Source organism: Sphaerisporangium rhizosphaerae (genome assembly GCF_042665155.1).
Classification (GTDB): domain Bacteria; phylum Actinomycetota; class Actinomycetes; order Streptosporangiales; family Streptosporangiaceae; genus Sphaerisporangium; species Sphaerisporangium rhizosphaerae.
In genome coordinates, this window is the sequence record NZ_JBHTCG010000051.1 from 22,577 (window position 1) to 42,774 (window position 20,198).

The 20,198-nt window shown below is 71.5% G+C and carries 19 protein-coding genes and 1 tRNA gene; 12 read left to right on the forward strand and 8 right to left on the reverse strand.

Annotated features, from left to right (window positions below; all coding sequences use genetic code 11):
- Positions 1-103: 103 nt before the first annotated feature.
- The 4 genes from ACFQSB_RS38215 to fxlM all read left to right on the forward strand — a co-directional run bounded on the left by ACFQSB_RS38215 (position 104) and on the right by fxlM (position 2,728).
- The gene (locus ACFQSB_RS38215; RefSeq protein ID WP_380832085.1) at positions 104-442 is read left to right on the forward strand and encodes a hypothetical protein; all 339 of its coding nucleotides are present in this window, start codon (positions 104-106) and stop codon (positions 440-442) included.
- A gap of 133 nt (positions 443-575) precedes the next feature.
- Positions 576-845 carry a WhiB family transcriptional regulator gene (locus tag ACFQSB_RS38220; RefSeq protein ID WP_354840558.1) on the forward strand — a complete coding sequence of 90 codons (270 nt, stop codon included), beginning with the start codon at positions 576-578 and terminating at the stop codon, positions 843-845.
- A 31-nt stretch (positions 846-876) separates the two neighbouring features.
- Entirely contained in the window at positions 877-1,092 is a 216-nt protein-coding gene (locus ACFQSB_RS38225; protein ID WP_354927400.1) for a hypothetical protein, read from the forward strand.
- Positions 1,093-1,459: 367 nt separating this feature from the next.
- A complete protein-coding gene (gene fxlM / locus ACFQSB_RS38230; protein ID WP_380832087.1) occupies positions 1,460-2,728 on the forward strand; it encodes a methyltransferase, FxLD system in 1,269 nt (422 codons plus the stop codon).
- A gap of 515 nt (positions 2,729-3,243) precedes the next feature.
- Here fxlM and ACFQSB_RS38235 read toward each other — a convergent pair.
- Complete coding sequence (locus ACFQSB_RS38235) at positions 3,244-4,566, reverse strand: ABC1 kinase family protein (RefSeq protein ID WP_354840568.1); 1,323 nt, start codon at positions 4,564-4,566, stop codon at positions 3,244-3,246.
- A complete protein-coding gene (locus ACFQSB_RS38240; protein WP_380832088.1) occupies positions 4,563-5,711 on the reverse strand; it encodes a ThiF family adenylyltransferase in 1,149 nt (382 codons plus the stop codon). The genes ACFQSB_RS38235 and ACFQSB_RS38240 overlap by 4 nt, the downstream gene beginning before the upstream one ends.
- 209 nt (positions 5,712-5,920) lie before the next feature.
- Between ACFQSB_RS38240 and ACFQSB_RS38245 the strand changes: the two genes are divergently transcribed.
- Together ACFQSB_RS38245 and ACFQSB_RS38250 are read left to right on the forward strand one after the other, a co-directional pair.
- The gene (locus ACFQSB_RS38245; RefSeq protein ID WP_354840574.1) at positions 5,921-6,436 is read left to right on the forward strand and encodes a M48 metallopeptidase family protein; all 516 of its coding nucleotides are present in this window, start codon (positions 5,921-5,923) and stop codon (positions 6,434-6,436) included.
- 52 nt (positions 6,437-6,488) lie between these two features.
- Positions 6,489-7,079 (forward strand): hypothetical protein, encoded by a 591-nt coding sequence (locus ACFQSB_RS38250; RefSeq protein ID WP_354927392.1) that lies wholly within the window; start codon positions 6,489-6,491, stop codon positions 7,077-7,079.
- Between the two features lie 48 nt (positions 7,080-7,127).
- Here ACFQSB_RS38250 and ACFQSB_RS38255 read toward each other — a convergent pair whose 3' ends face one another.
- The 3 genes from ACFQSB_RS38255 to ACFQSB_RS38265 form a co-directional block, all read right to left on the reverse strand.
- Entirely contained in the window at positions 7,128-8,159 is a 1,032-nt protein-coding gene (locus ACFQSB_RS38255) for an endonuclease/exonuclease/phosphatase family protein (RefSeq protein WP_380832090.1), read from the reverse strand.
- A gap of 93 nt (positions 8,160-8,252) precedes the next feature.
- Positions 8,253-8,816, reverse strand: coding sequence for an NUDIX hydrolase (locus ACFQSB_RS38260; RefSeq protein ID WP_380832091.1), 564 nt, complete (start codon positions 8,814-8,816; stop codon positions 8,253-8,255).
- Positions 8,813-10,090: a zinc-dependent metalloprotease gene (locus ACFQSB_RS38265; protein ID WP_380832103.1), complete on the reverse strand. Its 1,278-nt coding sequence runs from the start codon at positions 10,088-10,090 to the stop codon at positions 8,813-8,815. The genes ACFQSB_RS38260 and ACFQSB_RS38265 overlap by 4 nt, the downstream gene beginning before the upstream one ends.
- Positions 10,091-10,205: 115 nt before the next feature.
- Here ACFQSB_RS38265 and ACFQSB_RS38270 point away from each other — a divergent pair, with 115 nt between their 5' ends.
- From ACFQSB_RS38270 to ACFQSB_RS38290, 5 genes are all read left to right on the forward strand, one after another.
- Entirely contained in the window at positions 10,206-11,294 is a 1,089-nt protein-coding gene (locus tag ACFQSB_RS38270) for an NAD-dependent epimerase/dehydratase family protein (RefSeq protein ID WP_354927384.1), read from the forward strand.
- Positions 11,295-11,389: 95 nt separating this feature from the next.
- Complete coding sequence (locus ACFQSB_RS38275; protein ID WP_380832092.1) at positions 11,390-11,815, forward strand: molybdenum cofactor biosynthesis protein MoaE; 426 nt, start codon at positions 11,390-11,392, stop codon at positions 11,813-11,815.
- A gap of 91 nt (positions 11,816-11,906) precedes the next feature.
- Positions 11,907-12,953 carry a YlbL family protein gene (locus ACFQSB_RS38280; RefSeq protein WP_354840593.1) on the forward strand — a complete coding sequence of 349 codons (1,047 nt, stop codon included), beginning with the start codon at positions 11,907-11,909 and terminating at the stop codon, positions 12,951-12,953.
- Positions 12,954-13,258: 305 nt separating this feature from the next.
- Positions 13,259-16,174 (forward strand): UPF0182 family membrane protein, encoded by a 2,916-nt coding sequence (locus ACFQSB_RS38285; protein WP_380832094.1) that lies wholly within the window; start codon positions 13,259-13,261, stop codon positions 16,172-16,174.
- 104 nt (positions 16,175-16,278) lie between these two features.
- Positions 16,279-16,355 (forward strand) — tRNA-Met (locus ACFQSB_RS38290).
- A gap of 77 nt (positions 16,356-16,432) precedes the next feature.
- On the opposite strand, the gene ACFQSB_RS38295 is transcribed toward ACFQSB_RS38290, so the two are convergent.
- Positions 16,433-17,275: a UbiA family prenyltransferase gene (locus ACFQSB_RS38295; RefSeq protein WP_380832095.1), complete on the reverse strand. Its 843-nt coding sequence runs from the start codon at positions 17,273-17,275 to the stop codon at positions 16,433-16,435.
- A 102-nt stretch (positions 17,276-17,377) separates the two neighbouring features.
- On the opposite strand from ACFQSB_RS38295, the gene ACFQSB_RS38300 reads away from it, so the two are divergent.
- Entirely contained in the window at positions 17,378-18,964 is a 1,587-nt protein-coding gene (locus tag ACFQSB_RS38300; RefSeq protein WP_380832097.1) for a bifunctional 3'-5' exonuclease/DNA polymerase, read from the forward strand.
- 1 nt (position 18,965) lies between these two features.
- Here the strand turns inward: ACFQSB_RS38300 and ACFQSB_RS38305 are convergent, their stop codons facing one another.
- Entirely contained in the window at positions 18,966-19,178 is a 213-nt protein-coding gene (locus ACFQSB_RS38305) for a hypothetical protein (protein ID WP_380832098.1), read from the reverse strand.
- Positions 19,179-19,270: 92 nt separating this feature from the next.
- On the reverse strand, positions 19,271-19,672 hold the full coding sequence (locus ACFQSB_RS38310; protein ID WP_354840608.1) for a hypothetical protein: 402 nt from the start codon (positions 19,670-19,672) through the stop codon (positions 19,271-19,273).
- Positions 19,673-20,198: the final 526 nt, after the last annotated feature.

The following is a 20,198-nucleotide window of genomic DNA, read 5'->3' on the forward strand; positions in this document are numbered from 1 at the left end:
GTAGAAAATAAGTTGCCGGGCCCCCGGGTCCGCGTTTAGAGTCATGCACAAGCCGGTCGGACGATCCCCGTCCAACCCCGCAATCACCTGGGAGGTGAGCCCCGTGAAGCAGATTCTCATTCCGACTTGCGCCACGCCGTGGCTCGCTTCCCCGCGTGGCAGTGGCATGCGCGGTGCCGCCCCGGTCATGGGCGCCGCCCGCTTCACCGCCCCCGTCGCCATGCCGGCCGCCGTTCTCACGGTCGCAGGCCCGGCGAAACTCCGACAGGAGAAGACCGCCCGCATCCTGGCCGATGCGGCCGGCTTCGCCTATGGCACCACCGTCGTGACCGCCGAGCACGCGGCCGCCCTCGGGCGTCCGTTCGGCGACGAGCAGACCAGCAGCACCGCCAATGGTGGGGTGCAGGGTCCGCCACCCTGGAGGCACCCGGTCATAACCTGACCGGGAACAAAAAGCGCCTCCAGGCCGCGGATCCGTACCCAGGATCCGCGGCCTTCTTGTTTTCCAAGCCGCCAGATCCGACACCCCAAGAGGTAAACGACCAGATCAACCAGCAAACAGAGAGGTGACGCAGATGGCGGTTTGGACGACCATGGACCTGGTCGACGAAGCCGATATCCCGTGTCGTACCGACCCCGACCTGTGGTTCGCCGAGTCCCCTGAGGACGTCGAGTTCGCCAAGGCCCTCTGCGGAGGGTGCCCGATCCAGAAGGCCTGCCTCGCCCGCGCGCTGGAGCGCGAGGAGCCGTGGGGCGTCTGGGGCGGAGAACTCGTCCTTCGCGGAGCCGTCGTTCCGAGGAAGAGGCCGCGGGGCCGTCCCCGCAAGACCCCGGTCGCAGCCTGACCACCAGCACAGTTCTTCCACACCAGACTTCATGACCCGAAAGGCCACCACGATGAGCTTCCTGCCTACCTGGAGCAGCGAGATCCCGTATATCCGCCAGGAACTGGTACGGGACCGAATACAGGCCCTGCACAACGAGGCCGAGCAGCAACGTCTCGTCCTTCGCCTCCAGCGCATCCGCCGAGCCCGCAAGCAGGCCGAACGTGCCTCCCTGCGGCTCAGGAACGCCTTGGCCCGCATGGCCTAGCGCGGTGACCGCACACGTTCACCGGGCGCGGCTCCTCACTCCGTCGTCACCGGGCCGGCGCGCCGTGATACGGCGACGCCGGCCACGACGCCCGGCCTGGTGAACTTCATCACCGGCACGATCCTCGGGCGGCCGCTCCTCTCTCACCGGGCGGCCGCCCCTTCCCAGGGTGGGCTCTCACCTCCCACCCCGCCCGGCCACCCGCCTCCCGCCGAGTGGCCGCGTCACCCGACCGGGTGACCCAGGGGCGGACCGGCCCGCACGGCCTGGTCCGCCCCTTTCGGTGTTCTCCGGATGACGGCCAGGTTCGCTCCTTTCGCCGTTCGCGGGGATGATGGGTACGCCCGCGAGCGGAGGGAAGAACGCCATGGTCCGCCAGGAAGGTCCCGCCACGGACGGCGCCGACCTCGCCGACCTCGCCGACCTCGCCGACCTCGCCGGGCTGCGGCGTAGGCTCGTCGAGCGGGTGCGCGAGCGCGGCGGGGCGCTCAGCGAGCCGGTGGCGGCCGCGCTGCGGTCGGTGCCGCGGCACCTGTTCGTGCCGGGCACGCCGCCGGAGGCCGCCTACCGCGACCTGCCCATCGTCACCAAGCGGGACGCCGACGGCCGGCCGATCAGCTCCTCCTCCCAGCCGACCATCATGGCGATCATGCTGGACCAGCTCGGGGTCGAGCCCGGCCACCGGGTGCTGGAGATCGGCGCGGGCACCGGGTACAACGCGGCGCTCCTTGCCCACCTCACCGGCCCCGGCGGTGAGGTGGTGAGCGTGGACATCGACCGGGACGTCGCCGACGCCGCGCGAGCACACCTGACGGCGGCCGGCCACCCAGGCGTCCACGTGGTGTGCGGGGACGGAGCGCGGGGGTTCGCCGCGCGCGCTCCCTACGACCGGGTCATCGCCACGGTGGGGGTGTGGGACCTCGAACCCGCGTGGCTGGACCAGATCGCTTCCGGCGGGCGCGTCGTCGTCCCGCTCGACCTGCGCGGGGTCCAGTGCTCGGTGGCCCTGGAGCGTGCGGAGGGCCACTGGACCAGCCGCTCGATCCAGCCCTGCGGCTTCATGCGCATGCGCGGCCCGGCCGCCGGTCCCGAGCGGACGTACGTGCTGGACCGGGACGCCCAGCTCATCCTGGAGTCGCCGGCCGGAGGCGACCTCGACGCCGCCGCGACCAGGGCCCTGCTGGCCGGCCCCGCCTCCGGACGCGAGACCGGCGTGACGGCGGGCACGGCGGAGGTCTGCGCCGGGTTCAACCTGTGGCTGGCGGTCCACCAGCCGCGCTGGTTCTCGCTGGCCGAGAGCGGCGCCTCCGGCCTGCTCGAACGGGCGCCGCTGGCGATGGAGGGGTACACGCTGACCTACGGCGTCCTCGGCGACGACGGCCTCGCGGTGCTGCGGCGCGGCGAGGGAGCCGACTCCTGCTTCGCCCTGGTCGTCGACGGCTACGGGCCCGGCGGCGAGCCGGCCGAACGCCTCGCCGCGCTCGTCCGCGAGTGGGACGCCGCGGGACGTCCCGCGACCGGCGACCTCCGCCTGGACGCCCACCCGAGGGACACCCCGGACGCCGCCCTGGACGGCCGGACGGTCATCGACAAGACCCACACCCGTCTCGCCCTCTCGTGGCCGAACCGGCTGTGAGGGGCGGGCTCGGCGGGTGAGGTCGGGTGGTCAGGACGCCGTTGGCGGTGTGCCGGCATCGGACGAACGGGACGAGCCATCGGTGAGGGGGAATCCGCGACCGAAGGCTCGTTCGACGGTGATGCGGGTAAGCCACCCGAGGGCCGCGGTGAACAACGGCGGCCACGCGACGGGCCCGGGGAGTAGGCGATCAGCACCACGAGCGGGATCCACACGCGGTGCACGGCCTGGTAGAGCATGCCGGGCGGACGAACCCCCGCGAGCCGCGCCAGGTCGCACAGCGCGAAGAACAACAGCGCGGCCGCGGTGGTGGGCAGGCCGTACTTGACGCTCTCGAAGACCGCGAACGCCGCCAGGAACAGTGCGAGCGCCCCCCATCCGATCTTCCGCGGCCGACCGCCGACCGGCGGGCCGGATCGCGACGCGTCATCGGGTGTGCGTTCGGTCGTCACACACACAGCGTAGGAGGAGGGATCGGACAGCGCGCCGCCGCGTGAACCTGGATCGGCACAGACCTAGGCGGAGGCGGGAGGGCCGTCGGCGAAGCCGGGAACCCAGCGGACGACCTCGTCGCGGAAGCGGGCCGTGGCGCCGAGCTGGCACAGCACTCCGATGCCGGCCGCGTGCACCCGGTTGATCAGGACGTAGGAGGGGGGCAGGTTGAGCTGGCGCACGACGTTGTTCGGCCGCAGGTCGGTGACCGTCGCGACCTGCCGCTGCAGCCACTCGCGGCTGAAGGTGAACTCCTCCACCCGGGTCGGCTCGACATAGGGGGCGAGGAAGGCCCGCAGCGCCTCGACGTCGACCTCGATGTGGGGGCGGATGAACCCCTCGTCGCGCAATCCCTGGACGACGGCGCGCATGTCGCCCTGGTTGAAGATGCGGGTGAGCGTGCCGAAGACCTCCGGATAGCCGTCGGGCATGCGGTTGACCGCTCCGAAGTCGAGCACGCCCAGCCGGCCGTCCGGCAGGACGCGGAAGTTGCCCGGGTGCGGGTCGGCGTGCAGCATGCCCGCGCGGGCGGGGGAGCTGAACAGGAACCGCACGAACAGCAGCCCGGCGCGGTCGCGCTGCTCCTTGGTGCCATCGGTGATGATCTTCGACAGCGGGGTGCCGTCCAGCCACTCGGTGACGATGATCTGCTCGTTCGCGGCGATGACATCCGGCACGAAGAAATCGGGGTCGCCGTGGTAGGCGGTGGCGAAGCCGTGCTGGGCCTCCGCCTCGCGCAGGTAGTCGAGCTCCTCGGTGACCCGCTCTCTCAGCTCGCCGAGCACGGCCTTGATGTCCAGCCCCGGAAGCAGAACCCCGAACAGCTTGCCCAACCGGGCGAGCTGGTTGAAGTCGGACAGCAGGGCCTTGCCCGCGCCTGGATACTGGATCTTGACGGCGACCTCGCGCCCGTCCTCCCAGACGGCCTTGTGCACCTGGCCGATGGAGGCGGCGGCCGTGGGAGCGTCATCGAAGCTCTGGAAGTGCCGGCGCCAGTCGTCGCCGAGCTGTTCGGCGAGGACGGCGTGCACCGTCGCGGCCGGCAGGGGCGGCGCGGCGTCCTGCAGCTTGGTGAGCGTGGCGCGGTAGGGCCCGGCGATCTCGGGCGGCAGCGCCGCCTCGAAGATCGAAAGGGCCTGGCCGAGCTTCATGGCCCCGCCCTTGAGCTCGCCGAGGACGCGGAAGATCTGCTCGGAGGTGCGTTGCTGGATCTCCTGCGCCACGATCTCGGCGGACTTCCCACCGATGCGCTTGCCCAGGCCGAGGGCGGTGCGGCCGGCGAACCCCAAGGGGAGCGTCGCCAGCTTGGCCGAACGCGTCACTGCGTGTTGGGGGAAGTCGCTCACGCGACCATTGTTAGCGGACCGAAGTGCTTTCGACTACAACGACATTGCGGATGGGCCTCCCACGACCGTTTTTTCCAACCCCAATCAGGCATTACGTCGACTGTGCAGTTCGTCACAGTGGGCTCCGCGCCGTCGACACAACCCAGTGCGTGACCGGCCGCATGCGCCGCGACCAGCGTTGACAGCACCGTGTCACAGGCGATCTCACCGGCCGGGAACCCGCCCAGCCGGGCGCCGATCATGGGCCACGACGGGTCGCGGTCGCGGCGGATCAGCTCCAGGCAGCGCAGGCACGAGGTGACTCCGGGGATCACCAGCGGGCCGACCGAACCGACGCCCTCCGCGGCGCCGGCCAGCAGGTGCGGGATGCCCAGCGCGACCAGCTCGTGCGCTATGAGGCCGTCCAGCGGGCCCACCGGCGCCAGGACGACCAGGTCGGGACGGCTGGCGCCGTCGGCGAGCTGGGAGGCGGTGCCGCCGGTCCAGGCGTTGACGCCCGGCGCCACCCGGCGCGCGGCGGCCACCGCGCCGTCCTCCCTGCGGTGGCCGGCGTCGGCGAACGACAGCCCGCCGGGGACGACGTCCTCGTGCCGGGCCGTGCCCGGATCGACCACGCACAGGTGCCCGACGCCCGAGGCGGCCAGCAGCACGGCGATCTGGGCGCCGACCCGCCCGGCGCCGTACACGCGGACGTGCGCCGCGCGGCGGCGTCCGAACGCCGACAGCCCGCCGTCGCCCGCGTCGGCGGGTGACAGCGACAGCGCGTCGAGGTCGGGCCCGAGCCGCGCGCGTTCGCCGGAGGTCAGGTCGCGCAGCGGCGCGGGCCGCGTGGCGGCGTCGTCCAGCACGCCGTGCTCGGACAGCAGGGCCACGACCCGCCGGACGGTGGCCTCGTCGAGGTCACCGCGGGCGATCAGCTCCTCCAGCGTGCGCGTGCCGTCGAGGCCCTCGACGAAGCGGCGCACGCGCGGCTCCAGATCGGTGAGCACCACCGCGCGCGACGGGTGGACGCCCAGCTGGAGGGTGCGGTCGTCACGGTGAAGGCGGCGCAGTGCGGGCTTGAGCCGAGGCCGGGCGGGTGGCGCGGGCGGCCGCCGGCGGGACGGGGGAGGGGGAGCGGCGGGGAACCGCGGAGAGGAGGTCACGATCGCGCAGCCTGCCACGGACACCGCCCCGCCCGGCGGCCGTTGTCCCCACCTGTGGATAAGTTCGGCGCGGATTCACGGTGGTCGGCGGCGGCATGTGGGACACATGAGGGCGCTGTGTTGACTGAACATCAGGCGAACGTTGATTGACCAGGGAAAACGTTGTTCACCCCCTGTGGAAATACGGCACTGTCGGCTACCGTTCATATGTGCCCCCCGAGACAGTCGAGGTCCGCCGGAGTGCACGCCGCCGGCGGACCGTATCCGCATATCGCGATGGAGACAAGACCATCGTGTTGCTGCCTGCCGGTCTGAGCCGCACCGACGAGGAACAATGGGTCCGGCGCATGCTCGATCGCCTCGCCGCCAAAGAGCAGCGCAGGCGCCCGAGCGACGATGACCTGCTCGAACGGGCCCGCGATCTCGCCGTGCGCTACCTGGACGGCAAGGCGGTGCCCTCGAGCGTGCGGTGGGCGGAGAACCAGCGGCACCGCTGGGGGTCGTGCACCCCCGACCACGGCACCATCCGGCTGTCGACGCGCCTGCGCGGCATGCCCGCCTGGGTCGTCGACTACGTCATCATGCACGAGCTGGTCCACCTGCTGGTTCCCAGCCACGGTCCCCGGTTCTGGGCCCTCGTCGAGCGCTATCCCAGGGCCGAACGGGCACGCGGGTTCCTGGAGGGGTACTCCATGGCGGCGAACGGTACGGTCGAGGAATGCTGAACCCGCGCGACGGCCGTCTCGCCACAGGGGTGGCGGCCACCGCCGGAGCCCGATGAGGCAGGCCGCGGTCCTGGTCACTCCGGCCATGGGCAAGGGCGCCCCGCCCGGCGTGGACTCCGGAGAGTTCCTGCTGGCCCTGGCCGAGGACACCTACGAGATCGTCGCCGGGCTTGACCTGGTCGAGCCCGTCATCCTGGCCGCCGGCGTCGACGGGCTCGAGGACCTCGCCTGGCCCGGCACCCGGGTGATCGCACTGCCGGACTCCGGCGGCGTCGCCGAGGCGTTCGCCGCGCTCGCGCCGTACGGCGAGGAGGCCGTCGTGATCAGCGGCGACGCACCCGACCTGCCCCCGCTGCTGATCGGCAAGCTGTTCCGCGAACTCGGCCGCGCACCCATCGCGGTCTGCCCGGCCGAGGGCGGCGGGGCCGTGGCGATGGCGGCCCGGCTGCCGTTCCCCGACTGGGCGAAGGCCGGGCTGGAGGAGGACGACGTGGTCGCGCGGCTGCGCGCGCAGGCGCCCGGCAGACGGATGGTCGCCACCGGCCCCGGCTGGCACCGGCTGCGCGTCCCCGCGGACGTCGCCCGGCTGGACCCGGGCCTGGAAGGCTGGGACAACACCCGGGCCCTGCTCACCGGCCGATGACGCCCCGCCAAGCGCCCCGGCGGTGAGGGCCGCCGGGCCGGCAGGGGGTCAGCCGGCGGCCGGCAGGGACAGCTCGGTGATGACCGCGCGGTGATCGGTGCGCGGGACGGTGTACACGTGGTAGCCGAGCACCGAGATGCGCCGGTCGGCGAGCACGTGGTCGATGGTGATCAGCGGCGGCAGCTTCTTGTTCGCCGGCCAGGTCGGAGTCAGGCCGCCCCCGGCGGTGTCGCCCGCGTCGCGGTACCCGCGCGCGACGACCTTGCGCATCTCGGCGTGGTCGAGGCTGGCGTTGAAGTCGCCCGCCAGGATGCGGAACGGCCCCGACACCGGCCCCGCCGGCAGCGCGCGCAGCCCTTCGGTCCACTGGGTGACCTGCGGACCCAGCGGCGGCAGAGTGTGCACGTCGACGATCTGGACCTGCGCGCCGCCCGGCAGGGTGAGCTTGGCCGCCGGCATGTTGTGCCCGATGACCTGGAACAGACCGTCCAGGCGGGTGATCGGATGGCGGGAGAAGATGCCGCTGCCCGCAGCGCTCCACTCGTCCTGCAGGTAGCGGTAGGGCATGAGGTCCTTCAGCCCCGCGGCGTCCAGGGCCTCCACGGCCCCCGGAGTGAGCTCCTGGGTGTTCAGGACGTCGGGGCGGTGGCGGCGCACCAGGTCCACCACGGTCTGGGCGTCGCCGTGGCCGAAGAAGAGGTTCGACGTCATGATCGTGAACGGCACCCCGGAGGACGCCTGCGCGACCGGCGCGTCCCCGAACGCGCGGGGCAGCACGCTGACGCCGAGCGCGGCGGTCGTCGCCAGGGCCACCGCGGTCACGGCCTTTCTGCGTGACAGGACCCCGAGCAGGACCGGCAGGAGCGAGCCCGCCGCGGCGTACGGAGTCGCGGTCATGATCTGCGCCGGGAACGATCCACGCTCCAGGCCGCCGAGCCGCCATACGGCCCAGGCGGCGAACGGGGTCACCGCGAGCCAGGCGAGCTTCCCGGAAACGCGGAGGCGGAGGCGCCGGGACGGGGTCACGATCACGCCCCCCACCGGTGTGTCGGTCGTGATGTTCACCAGTCCCCCGGGCATGCTTCGGCAGTACCTCTAGAGCCTATCCAGCCTGTGTATGACCCGCGTGAAGACGCGGCGCGCGGACCTCGTGTCACCGGAGAAGCAGAGATCTCAGGCGGGCCGCTGCGGGCTCGCGTCCAGCAGCAGCGCGCGGGCGCGGCGCGCGAGCCGGCGGGTCGCCTCGTCCGTCGGCTCGGGGATGTCCTCGACGGGCACCCAGCGAAGCTCCAGCGACTCCTCGCTGATCACGAATTCGGCGCCCGGCGGCGCCACGGCGCCGTACTCGACGTCCAGGTGCCAGCTGTGCGGGGGATGGCACCACACCCGGTGCCGGTCGAGCGCGAGCGGGCCGGGCAGGAGCCGCAGGCCCGCGATGCCGGACTCCTCCGTCGCCTCGCGCAGCGCGGCTTCCTCCAGCGACAGGTCGGCCGGCTCGCAGTGCCCGCCCATGGGCAGCCACATCCCGGCCTTCGGGTGCAAGGTGAGCAGCACCTTGCACCCGTCGTGCGAGAGCACCGCGGTGGTGGCCGTCAGGTGCCCCGGCGCGCACGAGCGCCACATGGCGTCGTCGTACCGGCCCAGGTGCGAGAGGAACTCCTCGCGGAGCGACTCCTCGCCGGAGGTCGGCGCGGACCAGCCGGACAGCGCGGCCAGCGCCCGCTCGTGGAGCGTCACCCTTCGCCGGGCCCCGCGGACCCGCGTCCCGGGCCGTCCTCGCCGGGCTCTTCCCCGCCCGGACCGTCCTGCGGCGCCTGGTCCTGCTCGAACGCCGACAGGTCGAGCTTGGTGTCGCCGCGGACGAACGCTTCGGGGTCGTCCAGGTCTGCGGCGACCGGCATCAGATCGGGGTGGGACCACACCGCGTCGCGCCCGTCGACGCCGCGGGCGGCGGCCAGGGCCTGCCACAGCGCGGCGGCCTCGCGCAGCCGGCGTGGACGCAGCTCAAGACCCACGAGCGTGGCGAAGGTGCGCTCGGCGGGCCCGCCGGTCGCCCGGCGGCGGCGCATGGTCTCCGACAGGGCGGCGGCCGAGGGCAGCTTGCCTTCGGCGGCGGCGTCGACCACCGTGCCGACCCAGCCCTCGACCAGGGCGAGGATGGTCTCCAGCCGCGACAGCGCGACCTTCTGACGCTCGGTCTCCTCGGGCTTGAGCAGCGCGCCGCCGCTCAGAGCCTCCTGGATCTGCTCGGGGTTGCTGATGTCCAGCCCGCGGATCTGCTCCTCCAGGGCGGAGGTGTCCACGGTGATGCCCTTGGCGTACTCCTCGACGGCGCCGAACAGCTGGGTGCGCAACCACGGGACGTGCTGGAACAGCCGATGGTGCGCGGCCTCCCTGAGCGCCAGGTAGAGGCGGATCTCCTCGGAGGGGATCTCCAGGCCGTGGCTGAAGGCGGCGATGCCGCCCGGCAGCAGCGCGGCGGTGTCCGACAACGGCAGCCCGATGTCGGAGGAGCCGATGACCTCGGGGGCCAGCGCGCCGAGGGCCTGGCCGATCTGGCTGCCGACCATCATGCCGCCCATCTGGCGCATCATGCCCATCAGCGGCCCGAGCTGCGCGGCCATCGCCTGGTCGCCGCCGAGCCCGCCGAGCCCGGCGCCGCCCAGAGCGCCGCCCATGGTGTCGACCATGCGCTCGGCGATCGGGTCGCACAGCTGCTTCCACACCGGGACGGTCTTCTCGATCCACTCCGAGCGGCTCCACGCCTCGGGCGCGGTCAGCCCGCTCGGCAGCTCGGTCACCTCGTTCAGCCAGAGGTCGGCGAGGCGGAGCGCGTCGACGATCTGGCGGCGCTCCCCCTCCATGACGCTCGGATCGCCTTCGGCGACCACGGCGTGGCGGGCGATGTTCTTGGCCATGTCCCAGTTGACGGGACCGGAGCCCGCCGGAGCCGAGAGCATGTCGGCGAACTGGCGCATGGCCGCGGCCATCTGCTCCGGATCGCCGAACATCGCGAACGGATTCTCGTTGGGGTCGTTTTCGCGACCTGGCAGGTCAGTCACCGCTCTACCTCGTGCAGGATGGAGGAGTCCACATCCGCCACGTTATCCGTCGCAGGGCGGATCAGTGCAAAGTGAGGACCTCGTGACTACCTCGAAACGCCTCCGCCCGCCGGTCGTCGCCGTCACGGGCGCGGCATCCGGTCTGGGGAGGGAGTTCCTCTCCCGGGTCGCCTCGTCTGCGGATTTCCGCCGCGTCGTGGCGATCGACGATCAGCGAGGGGACGTCGCGGACGTCACCTGGCGGGTGATCGACGTCCGAGATCCGCTCTTGGCGAACCGCATCTCCGACGTCGACGTGCTGGTGCATCTGGCCGCCGACTACCGGCTCGACTCCGACCCGGGCGAGCGCCGCGGGTACAACCTGCGGGCCGCCCAGACGGTGCTCACCGCCTCGGCCGCCGCGCGCGTCCGGCGGGTGGTCGTCGTGACCAGCGCCATGGTCTACGGGGCGGCGCCGGACAACCACGTCCCGCTGCCCGAGGACGCGCCGGTCGCCGCCGAGCCCGACTCCGGCGTCGTCGGCGACCACCTGGAGATCGAGGCGCTCGTGCGCCGCGCCCTGCGCAGCCATCCGGGCCTCGAGGTCACCGTGCTGCGGCCGGCCGCCGTCGTCGGCGCCGGTGTGGACACCGTGGTCACCCGCCACTTCGAGGCGCCCCGCCTGCTCACGGTCAAGGGCTCCGCCCCGCGCTGGCAGTTCTGCCACGTCGAAGACCTGGTCTCGGCGCTGGAGCTCGCGGCGCTCGGCCAGGTCTCGGGGGTGGTCACCGTGGGCAGCGACGGATGGCTGGAGATGGAGCAGGTCGAGGAGCTGTCGGGCCTGCGGCGTTTCGAGCTGCCCGCCGGGCTCACCTTCGGCACCGCCCAGCGCCTGCACCGGCTCGGCATCACCCCGGCCCCCGCGACCGACCTGCACTACGTCGTCTACCCGTGGGTGGTCGACTGCGCCTCCCTGCGCGCGGCCGGGTGGAAGCCCGCCTGGACCAACGAAGCGGCGTTCCAGCAGCTCCTGGAGCTGCGCGAGGGCCGCCACGCGGTCGTCGGCCGCCGCCTGCCGGGCAAGGAGGCCACCCTGACCGCCGCCGGGGCCACCGTCGCGGTCATCGGCACCGCCGCCATCGTCCGCCGGGCCCGCAGACGCCGCCGCATCTGATCGTGCTTGCGTGGCCTCGCTGCGCTCGGCGGGCTCGGGACGCGGCGGGGGCGGGAGAGACCGGATGTGGGGGGCGACACAGTAGGCTTCGAGGGGTGACCGCCATTCGTTTGCTGGGCATTCGGGACACTCCGCTGTCGGTGGAAGAGGTGCTCGCCGCCGTCGGCGACCACGGGGCCGGGGGGACGACGCTCTTCGTCGGCACCGTGCGCGATCATGACAACGGCAAGCCGGTGACCTTGCTGTCGTACTCGGCGCATCCGACGGCCGAGGCCGAGCTGCGCCGCGTGGCCGAGAAGGTCGCCGCGGACTTCCCGGTCACGGCGCTCGCGGCCGTCCACCGGGTCGGCGAGCTCGAGCTCGGCGACGCCGCGGTGATCGTCGCGGTGGCCGCCGCGCACCGGGGCGAGGCGTTCGAGGCGTCCCGCCGCCTGATCGACGACCTGAAGAGCGAGGTCCCGATCTGGAAGCACCAGGTGTTCACCGACGGCTCCACCGAGTGGGTCGGCGCCGGCGGGTGATCCGCCCCGCCGGAAGCTGCGATTGACCTGGATGTCCGCCCTGTGTGTGTCCGCGTAACCACCGACGTGGTAAGCGCATAGAGTTGCCACCATGTCCCGACGACGTCTGACGTTGATGATGGCGGGCGTCCTCACGCTCGTGCTGGGTGGGGCGGGCGCGCTGCTTCCGGTGCCGTACGTCGCGCTGAGCCCGGGCCCGACCGAGAACACCCTCGGCGACGTGAAGGGCAAGCCGGTCATCAGCATCTCGGGCCATCAGACCTACCCGACCTCGGGCAAGCTCAGCCTGGTCACCGTCGCCTACCAGGGCGGCCCCGACGCGCACATCGACCTGCTCACGGCCCTGCGCGGCTGGATGGACCCGACGGTCGCCGTCGTCCCGGAAGAGACGATCTTCCCCAAGACGGTGTCGGTCAAAGAGGTCGAGCAGCAGAACACCCAGGAGATGAGCAGCTCCCAGCAGGACGCCACCGCGGCGGCGCTGAACGAGCTGAAGATCCCGGTCGGCTACCTCGTGGCCGTGGCCAGCGCCCAGAAGGGCAGGCCCGCCGACGGCAAGCTGCGCGCGGGGGACGGCATAGCGACGGTCGACGGCACTCCGGTGCGCACCGTCGACGAGGTCGGGGCGCTGGTCCGCAAGCACAAGACGGGCGAGCAGGTCGACTTCGGCATCGTGCGCGACGGCAAGCCGATGAACGTCCAGGTCGGCACCGTCGCCGGCAAGGACGGCCCCATCGTCGGGGTGATGATGGGCGGCACGCGCTACAAGTTCCCGTTCGAGGTCACCGTCAACGTCGGCGACGTCGGCGGGCCGAGCGCCGGGCTGATGTTCTCGCTCGGCATCTACGACAAGCTCACCCCCGGCGAGCTCACCGGCGGCAAGTCGATCGCCGGCACCGGCACGATCACGCCGGACGGCAAGGTCGGCCCGATCGGGGGCATCCAGCAGAAAATGGTCGGCGCCCGCGACGCCGGCGCGACGGTCTTCCTGACCCCCGCCGACAACTGCGACGACGCCGTTCCCGCCGTGCCCAAGGGCCTGCGCCTGGTCAAGGTCTCCACCATGCACGAGGCCGTCCAGGCGATCGAGGCGTTGCGCACGGGTTCCGGGCCGGTGCCGAGGTGCTCGTCCCGATGACGCGGTGGCCGACGTGATCGCCGCACGCGACCGCGCCGCGGGGAACCCGCCGCCCGTCCGGGGCGTTGGGCCACGTGGACACGCGCGTCTCATCCAGGGGCGCCGCACGATCTCCGACCCTGCCCGCGGGCGGCCTTCGACAGGGGGCGTCCGCCGGCGAACCCGGCGCACGTTGTGCTCCGGCGGCGCCCAGGGCTCGGAGCGTGACCGCGCCATCACCGGTGTAGGTTGCCAAGACACGGACCGTTACTCGTGAAATCTAGGGGTGGGCCTTGACCTTCCGGAACCCCGGCGCGGGTCGGGCGATGCGTTTGCCCCGCCGGCCGCGGCTTCTCGTGCCCGTCGCGATCACTCTGGTCGCGATCGTCATCTTCTTCTTCGTCTTCGCCGGCATCTTCACCGACTGGCTGTGGTTCGACTCGGTCGGCTACACCACGGTGTTCTCGACGATGCTGGTGACCCAGTTGCTGCTGTTCGTCTTCGGCGCGCTGCTGATGGGCGGCATCGTCGGCGGGAACATCCTCATCGCCTTCCGGTCGCGGCCGCTGTTCGGCATCGGCATGTTCGGCGGCTCCGCGCAGGGCGCCGACCGCTACCGCGCGGCGCTCGACCCGCACCGCAAGATGATCTTCATCGTCGGACTGGCGGTCCTGGGCCTGTTCACCGGGTCCTCCACCGCCGGCCAGTGGAAGACCTGGCTCCTGTTCATCAACGGGACGCCGTTCGATAAGGTCGACCCGCTGTTCAAGATGGACGTCTCGTTCTTCATGTTCACCTATCCGTTCATCCGGATGGTGCTGAACTTCCTGTTCACGGCGGTGATCATCTCGATCATCGCCGCGGCGATCGTCCACTACCTGTACGGCGGCTTCCGGCTCAACTCGCCCGGCCTGCACGCCACGCGCGCCGCCCGTGTCCACCTCTCGGTGCTGGTCGGCCTGTTCGTGCTGCTGAAGGCCGTGGCCTACTGGGTCGACCGCTACGGGCTGGTCTTCTCCGACCGCGGCAAGGTGTTCGGCGCCTCCTACACCGACGTGAACGCCGTGCTGCCCGCCAAGAGCATCCTGGCGATCATCGCGCTGATCTGCGCCGTGCTCTTCTTCGCCGGCGTCATCCGGCCCGGCGGCATGCTGCCGGGCGTCGGCCTCGGCCTCCTGGTGCTGTCGGCCGTCCTGGTCGGCGGCGTCTACCCGGTCCTGGTCGAGCAGTTCCAGGTCAAGCCGAACCAGCAGAGCAAAGAGCGGCAGTTCATCGACAGCAACATCAGGGCCACCCGAGATGCCTACGGCGTGGCCTCCACCGAGGTCACGCCGTACAGCGCCAAGACGCAGGGCAGCCAGCAGGAGATCGCGAGCGAGGCCTCCACGATCCCGGGCGTCCGCCTGCTCGACCCGACGGTGCTGCCCGCGACCTACGAGCAGCTCCAGCAGATCAAGGGCTACTACCAGTTCCCCGAGTCGCTCGACGTCGACCGGTACACCATCGACGGGGTGTCGCGTGACACGGTCGTCGCGGTGCGCGAGATCGGCCGGCCGCCCGACCGCAACTGGATCAACGACCACCTGGTCTACACCCACGGCTTCGGCTTCGTCGCCAGCCCTGGCAGCAAGACCGATCCCCAGGGCAACCCCGACTTCCTGGTCAAGGACATCCCGCCGACCAACGGCCTCGGCTCCTTCGAGCCGCGCATCTACTTCGGCGAGCACTCTCCCGACTACTCGATCGTCGGCGGCGGCAAGAACATCGAGCTCGACTATCCCGAGCAGAGCGGCAACGGCCAGGGCAGCGGCCAGGTGAACACCACCTACCGCGGCAAGGGCGGCGTGCCCATCGGCAACTTCTTCACCCGCATGCTCTACGCCGCCAAGTACGGCGAGACCAACATGCTCCTGTCGTCCAGCATCAACGACCAGTCGCGCATCCTGTACAACCGGGACCCGAGGTCGCGGGTCCAGCAGGTCGCCCCGTTCCTCACCCTGGACGGCGACCCGTACCCCGCGATCGTCAACAACCGCGTCCAGTGGATCATCGACGGCTACACCATGTCGGAGGACTACCCCTACTCTCAGCGCCGCAGCTTCGGCGACATGACCCGCGACACCTCCACCGACCGGTTCCTGACGCCGCAGCAGCCCCGGGACCAGATCAACTACATCCGCAACTCGGTCAAGGCGACGGTGGACGCCTACGACGGCACCGTCACGCTGTACAGCTGGGACGACAACGACCCGCTGCTCAGGACCTGGGAGAAGGCCTTCGGCGGCGTCATCCAGCCCAAGTCGAAGATCCCCCCGCAGCTGATGGACCACCTGCGCTACCCCGAAGACCTCTTCAAGGTGCAGCGCGACGTCCTCGGCCAGTACCACGTGACCAACCCCGACGCCTTCTACGGCGGCCAGGACTTCTGGAAGGTCCCCGAGGACCCGGCAAGTTCCAAGACCAAGCAGCCGCCGTACTACGTGACGATGCGGATGCCGAACGAGACCGATCCGAAGTTCTCGCTGACCACCACCATGGTGCCCAACAACCGGGACAACCTGGCGGCGTTCATGTCGGTGGACGCGACGGGCGGTGCGGACACCAAGATCCGCATCCTGCAACTCCCCAGTGAGACGACGATCCGCGGTCCCAAACAGGCGCAGAACGCCTTCGACACCAAGGCGGCGAGCGTCCTCAACGATCTGCGCATCGGCGGCACCACCGAGACGCTGAACGGCAACCTGCTCACGCTGCCGTTCGGCGGCGGCCTGCTGTACGTCCAGCCGGTCTACGTCCAGCCGAAGGTGCAGAACTCCGCGCGCTACCCGACCCTGTTCCGCGTGCTGGTGATGTTCGGCAACGACGTCGGCGTCGGCAACACGCTCAAGGACGCGCTGGACCAGGTCTTCGGGCAGAGCGCGCAGACGCCGTCCAACCCGACGACGCCCGGCGAGCCGCAGACGAGCGTGGTCACCACCGACCTCGCCACCGCCTACAACAACGCACAGAAGGCCTACGACGACGGCCAGAAGGCCATCAAGAGCGGTGACTTCGCGGCGTACGGCGAGGCGCAGAAGCGGCTCGCCGACGCGCTGAAGCAGCTGCAGTCGGCACTGGACAAGCAGAACGCCGCCACGCCGGCGGCCTCTCCGTCCGCGTCCCCGTCGGCGACGACCACACCCAACCCCGCGTCGGTCTCGGCCACGCCGACACCGAGCGCCTCACCCGCGCCGAGTTCGTAGCCCGCTCTCGGGCCGGGGGCCGCGAGGCTCCCGGCCCGAGACCGGCGAGGCGCGACGATTTGCCAGTGCTCTCCACGGCCGATAGTCTCTTCAATGCAAGCCGACGCGGGGTGGAGCAGCTCGGTAGCTCGCTGGGCTCATAACCCAGAGGTCGTAGGTTCAAATCCTACCCCCGCTACCACGAAGGCCCTGGTCACAGAGATGTGACCAGGGCCTTTCCCGTTTCCCGGCCTCACCGGCTCCCCGCGGCGGCGGCTTTCAGACCAGCCGGGCGCCCTGCGCGGCGAACATCGCCACATCGATCACCGCGACCGCGACGGTCACCGCGAAGGCCGCCCGCCGCAGGTTGCCCCGCGCGGCCGCCAGACCGCCTCCCAGGGCCAGCACGACGGCCGCCAGGCCGGCCACGGCGGGCGCGCCGGCATGTCCGCCGGGACCGAGGGCGATGACGACCGACGCGGCCACGAGCAGGACGGCGGCGCCGACGCGGGCGCCGGTGGCCCCGAGGCGCTGCGGCAGGCCGCGCACGCCGAGGGCGAGGTCGTCCGGCAGGTCGGGGATCACGTTGGCGAAGTGGGCGCCCATGCCGAGCAGCGCCCCGGCCGCCATGGCCCACGCGGCCGGCCACGGGTGCCCGGGCAGCCCGAGGGTGATGAACGCCGGGAGCAGCCCGAAGGCGGCGGCGAAGGGGAGCGGCGAGGCCGCCGTGGCCTTGAGCCGCAGGTTGTACAGCCAGCCGCACGCCACGGCGGCCAGGTGTACGAGCCCGGCCGCGAGGCCGTTCGCCAGCGACAGCGGCACGCACGCCGCCAGGGCCACGAACGCGGCGCGGGCGACGGTACGGGGCGCCAGGCCCTCGCCTGTCCCGTCCGGAGTGCCGGGCCCGGCGGCGAGCGGCTTGTCGGCCCGGCCGATGGCCTGGTCGCGCCTCCGGTCGATCCAGTCGTTGCTCCAGCCGATCGACAGCTGACCGCTGAGCACCGCCGCACCGGCGAGCAGGGTGCCGCCGGCGCCCCTGCCGACGCCGGCCGCGAGGGCCGAGCCCATCGCCGTGACGACCACGGTGGGTCCCGGATGGCTGGCCCGGATCAGCGCGAGCATGTGATCTCCCTGCTTCCCGCCGCCCACGCCGCTTCCGCGGCGCGAACGGCGCAATCGAACCTGTGATCGAACGCTGTCGGCCCTCTCGGATAGTCTGCCGCTATGCGGATCGCGGTGACGGCGGACGCGGAGGGCGGCACGCTGCGGCCCTCGGGGGAGCATGCCAGGCGGGTGGGCGATCTCGCACGGGCCGTCGGCGATCTCGAGCGCTCCGCGCGCCCCCGGTGGGTCTGGGCCGACACGCGCGCCCTCTACCCTCCGCTGATCGCCAAGGGGGTCCGGGTGGCACGCTGCCACGACGTCACCCTCACCGAGTCACTACTGCTCGCCCACGAGGGCAGGTACGGCGAGCCCAGGTCGGCGCAGGCCGCCTACGCGCGGCTGCGCGGCCTGCCGGTGCCCGTGGACGAGGCCGGTCCGCACGCCGTCCAGGACACGCTCTTCGAGCCCGAGCCGGCCGAGGTCGACGTGAGCGAGGTGTACGCCGACCAGCTCAGGCGCATCGAGGCCGCCGAGCATCCGGGCCGGTTCCGTCTGCTCGTCGCCGCCGAGTCCGCCGGGGCGCTGATCGCGGCCGAGATGAGCCACGACGGCATGCCCTGGCGCGAGGACCTGCACGATGAGCTGCTGAGCGAACTGCTCGGCCCGAGGCCCGTGCACGGCATGCGCCCGGCCAAGCTCCAGGCCCTCGCCGACCAGGTGAGCGCGGCTTTCGGGCAGACGGTCAACCCCGACTCACCGCAGCAGATCGTCAAGGCGTTCAAGTCGGCCGGCCTCAGCGTCGCCTCGACCAGGTCCCATGTGCTCAAGCAGGTCGACCACCCGGCGGTCGCGCCGCTGCTCGCCTACAAGGAGCTCGCGCGGCTGTACAGCGCCCACGGCTGGACATGGGCCCACCAGTGGGTCCGCCGCCACCGGCTCCATCCCGAGTACGTCGTCGCGGGGGTGGTCTCGGGCCGCTGGGCGACCAGCGGCGGCGGGGCGTTGCAGATCCCCAAGGTGATGCGCCGGGTGGTGGTCGCCGACGAGGGGTGGAGGCTGGTCGTGGCCGACGCGGCGCAGCTCGAGCCCCGGGTGCTGGCGGCGATGGCCGGTGATCGCGGTCTGGCCCGCGCCGCCGGCGAGATCGACCTGTACGCGGCCCTCGCGCAGGCGTTCGGCGGAGCCCGCGACAACGCCAAGATCGCCATGCTGTCCGCGATGTACGGGGGCACCAGCGGCGACGCCGCGAAGCTGCTGCCCATCATGCGGCAGCGGTTCCCGCTCGCTTACGCCTTCGTCGAGGAGGCCGCCAAGGCCGGGGAGGACGGCCGGCTGGTGCGGTCCTGGCTCGGGCGCACGTGCCCGCCGCCGTCGGCGCACTGGCTGAACCTGGTCTCCGGGCCCGAGGGCGGCCGCGCGGCCCGCGACCGCGGGCGCTTCACCCGCAACTTCGTCGTGCAGGCGACAGCGGCCGAGTGGGCCCTCACACTGATGGCGTTGCTGCGCGGGCTGCTGCCGTCTCCCGCGAGGCTGGTGTTCTTCCAGCACGACGAGGTGATGGTCCACTGCCCCGAAGAGGTGGTGCAGGAGGTGTCGGCGGCGGTGAGCCGGGCGGCGGAGGAGGCCACGCGGCTGCTGTTCGGCCAGACGCCCGTGCGCATTCCGATGGAGGCCGTCGCGGTCTCCTGCTACGCCGATGCCAAATAGCTCACGCCCGCTCGCGCTCGGCCCACGCGGTGGCCCTGATCAGCGACAACGACTTGCGACCCGCCCAGCCGAGCAGGCCGACGCTGAAGACGATCTGGATGGCACGCAGCCACCCGGGCGTGGCCGTGGCGGCGAAGACCACCACGCCCAGCCAGAGCATGCCGAACACCGCTACCAAGGTGACAGCCGCCCAGTTCAGCCCCCGCATCAACATGGGGGAAGTCTCCCAGGGCGACTCTCATGTCGCGGCAAAGCCAGTCATCTCGACACGTGAGCTTGCTGTGCCGATTTGGCGTGGAATATCGATCAGCGAGGCAGCCTGCGGGCGGTGCCCCCACACCGGCGCATCCGAGCGCTCGCCCGTGGGCGGCTCGCCGGCCGCTGCTCAAGGTTGGCGAGCAGGGCCTCCGCCGACCGGACGTCCGACAGGATGCGCAGGACCTCCTCGTCGCCGTCGGGAAGCTGCCCCTTCTTGCCCAACTCGTGCCGCAGGAATGTCAACGGGTCGGCGTCCCCGATCGCCTCCGCGGCGACGGTCGCCCGAGCGGCCGTCAGCAGGCCAAGGTAGTGGGCGCGAAGCGTCGCCTCGCGCAGTCGCGCCTGCTCCAAGTCGTCGAGCAGGGTGCCGGCGATCTGCAGGAGATCGTCGGAGCCGCCCTTCTCGGCCGCGATGTGAGCACGGATGTCGTCGAACTCCGACCGCGTCATGATGACCACCTCCACGGGCGGGATCCCGGGCGCCGGGGTGGCGCCGAGGGAGTCCCGCACCCTCTTCGTAACGTGTGGCGATTGCGGATGACTTGCCGACGGGTTGCCCCGGCGCGAATCGCTCGCTGTTTGGGATGGCTGAGAGGCGGGAAAGGTTTACCGACTATCGAAGTGGCCTCGGGCACTCCTGGGATGCTGCTAGAGTTTCCCCTCGTTGGGCGGCGATCAGGCCCCGAGAGATCCAAAAAATCTTCCGGATGACTGGCTGTGCCCGCAATCCTCTCGCTGTCCGGTTCATCCCGGTTGATGCCTCAAAGTTGCATCTGTCCGGTTGGCCTGGTAAGCTTGAGGGGTTGCCCTGGAAACGGGGTAACGAATTTTAGCAGGTTTTGATGATTCACGGCAGATCGGTTGATTTGACGGAGATCGCCGGAAACTGGTAAAGTTTAAGAACACGAGATGAACGCCCCAGTCGGGGGTCGGGTCCTTGGTGGGTCTGGTTTCCGGTGGTGTACGCGTCCGTTTC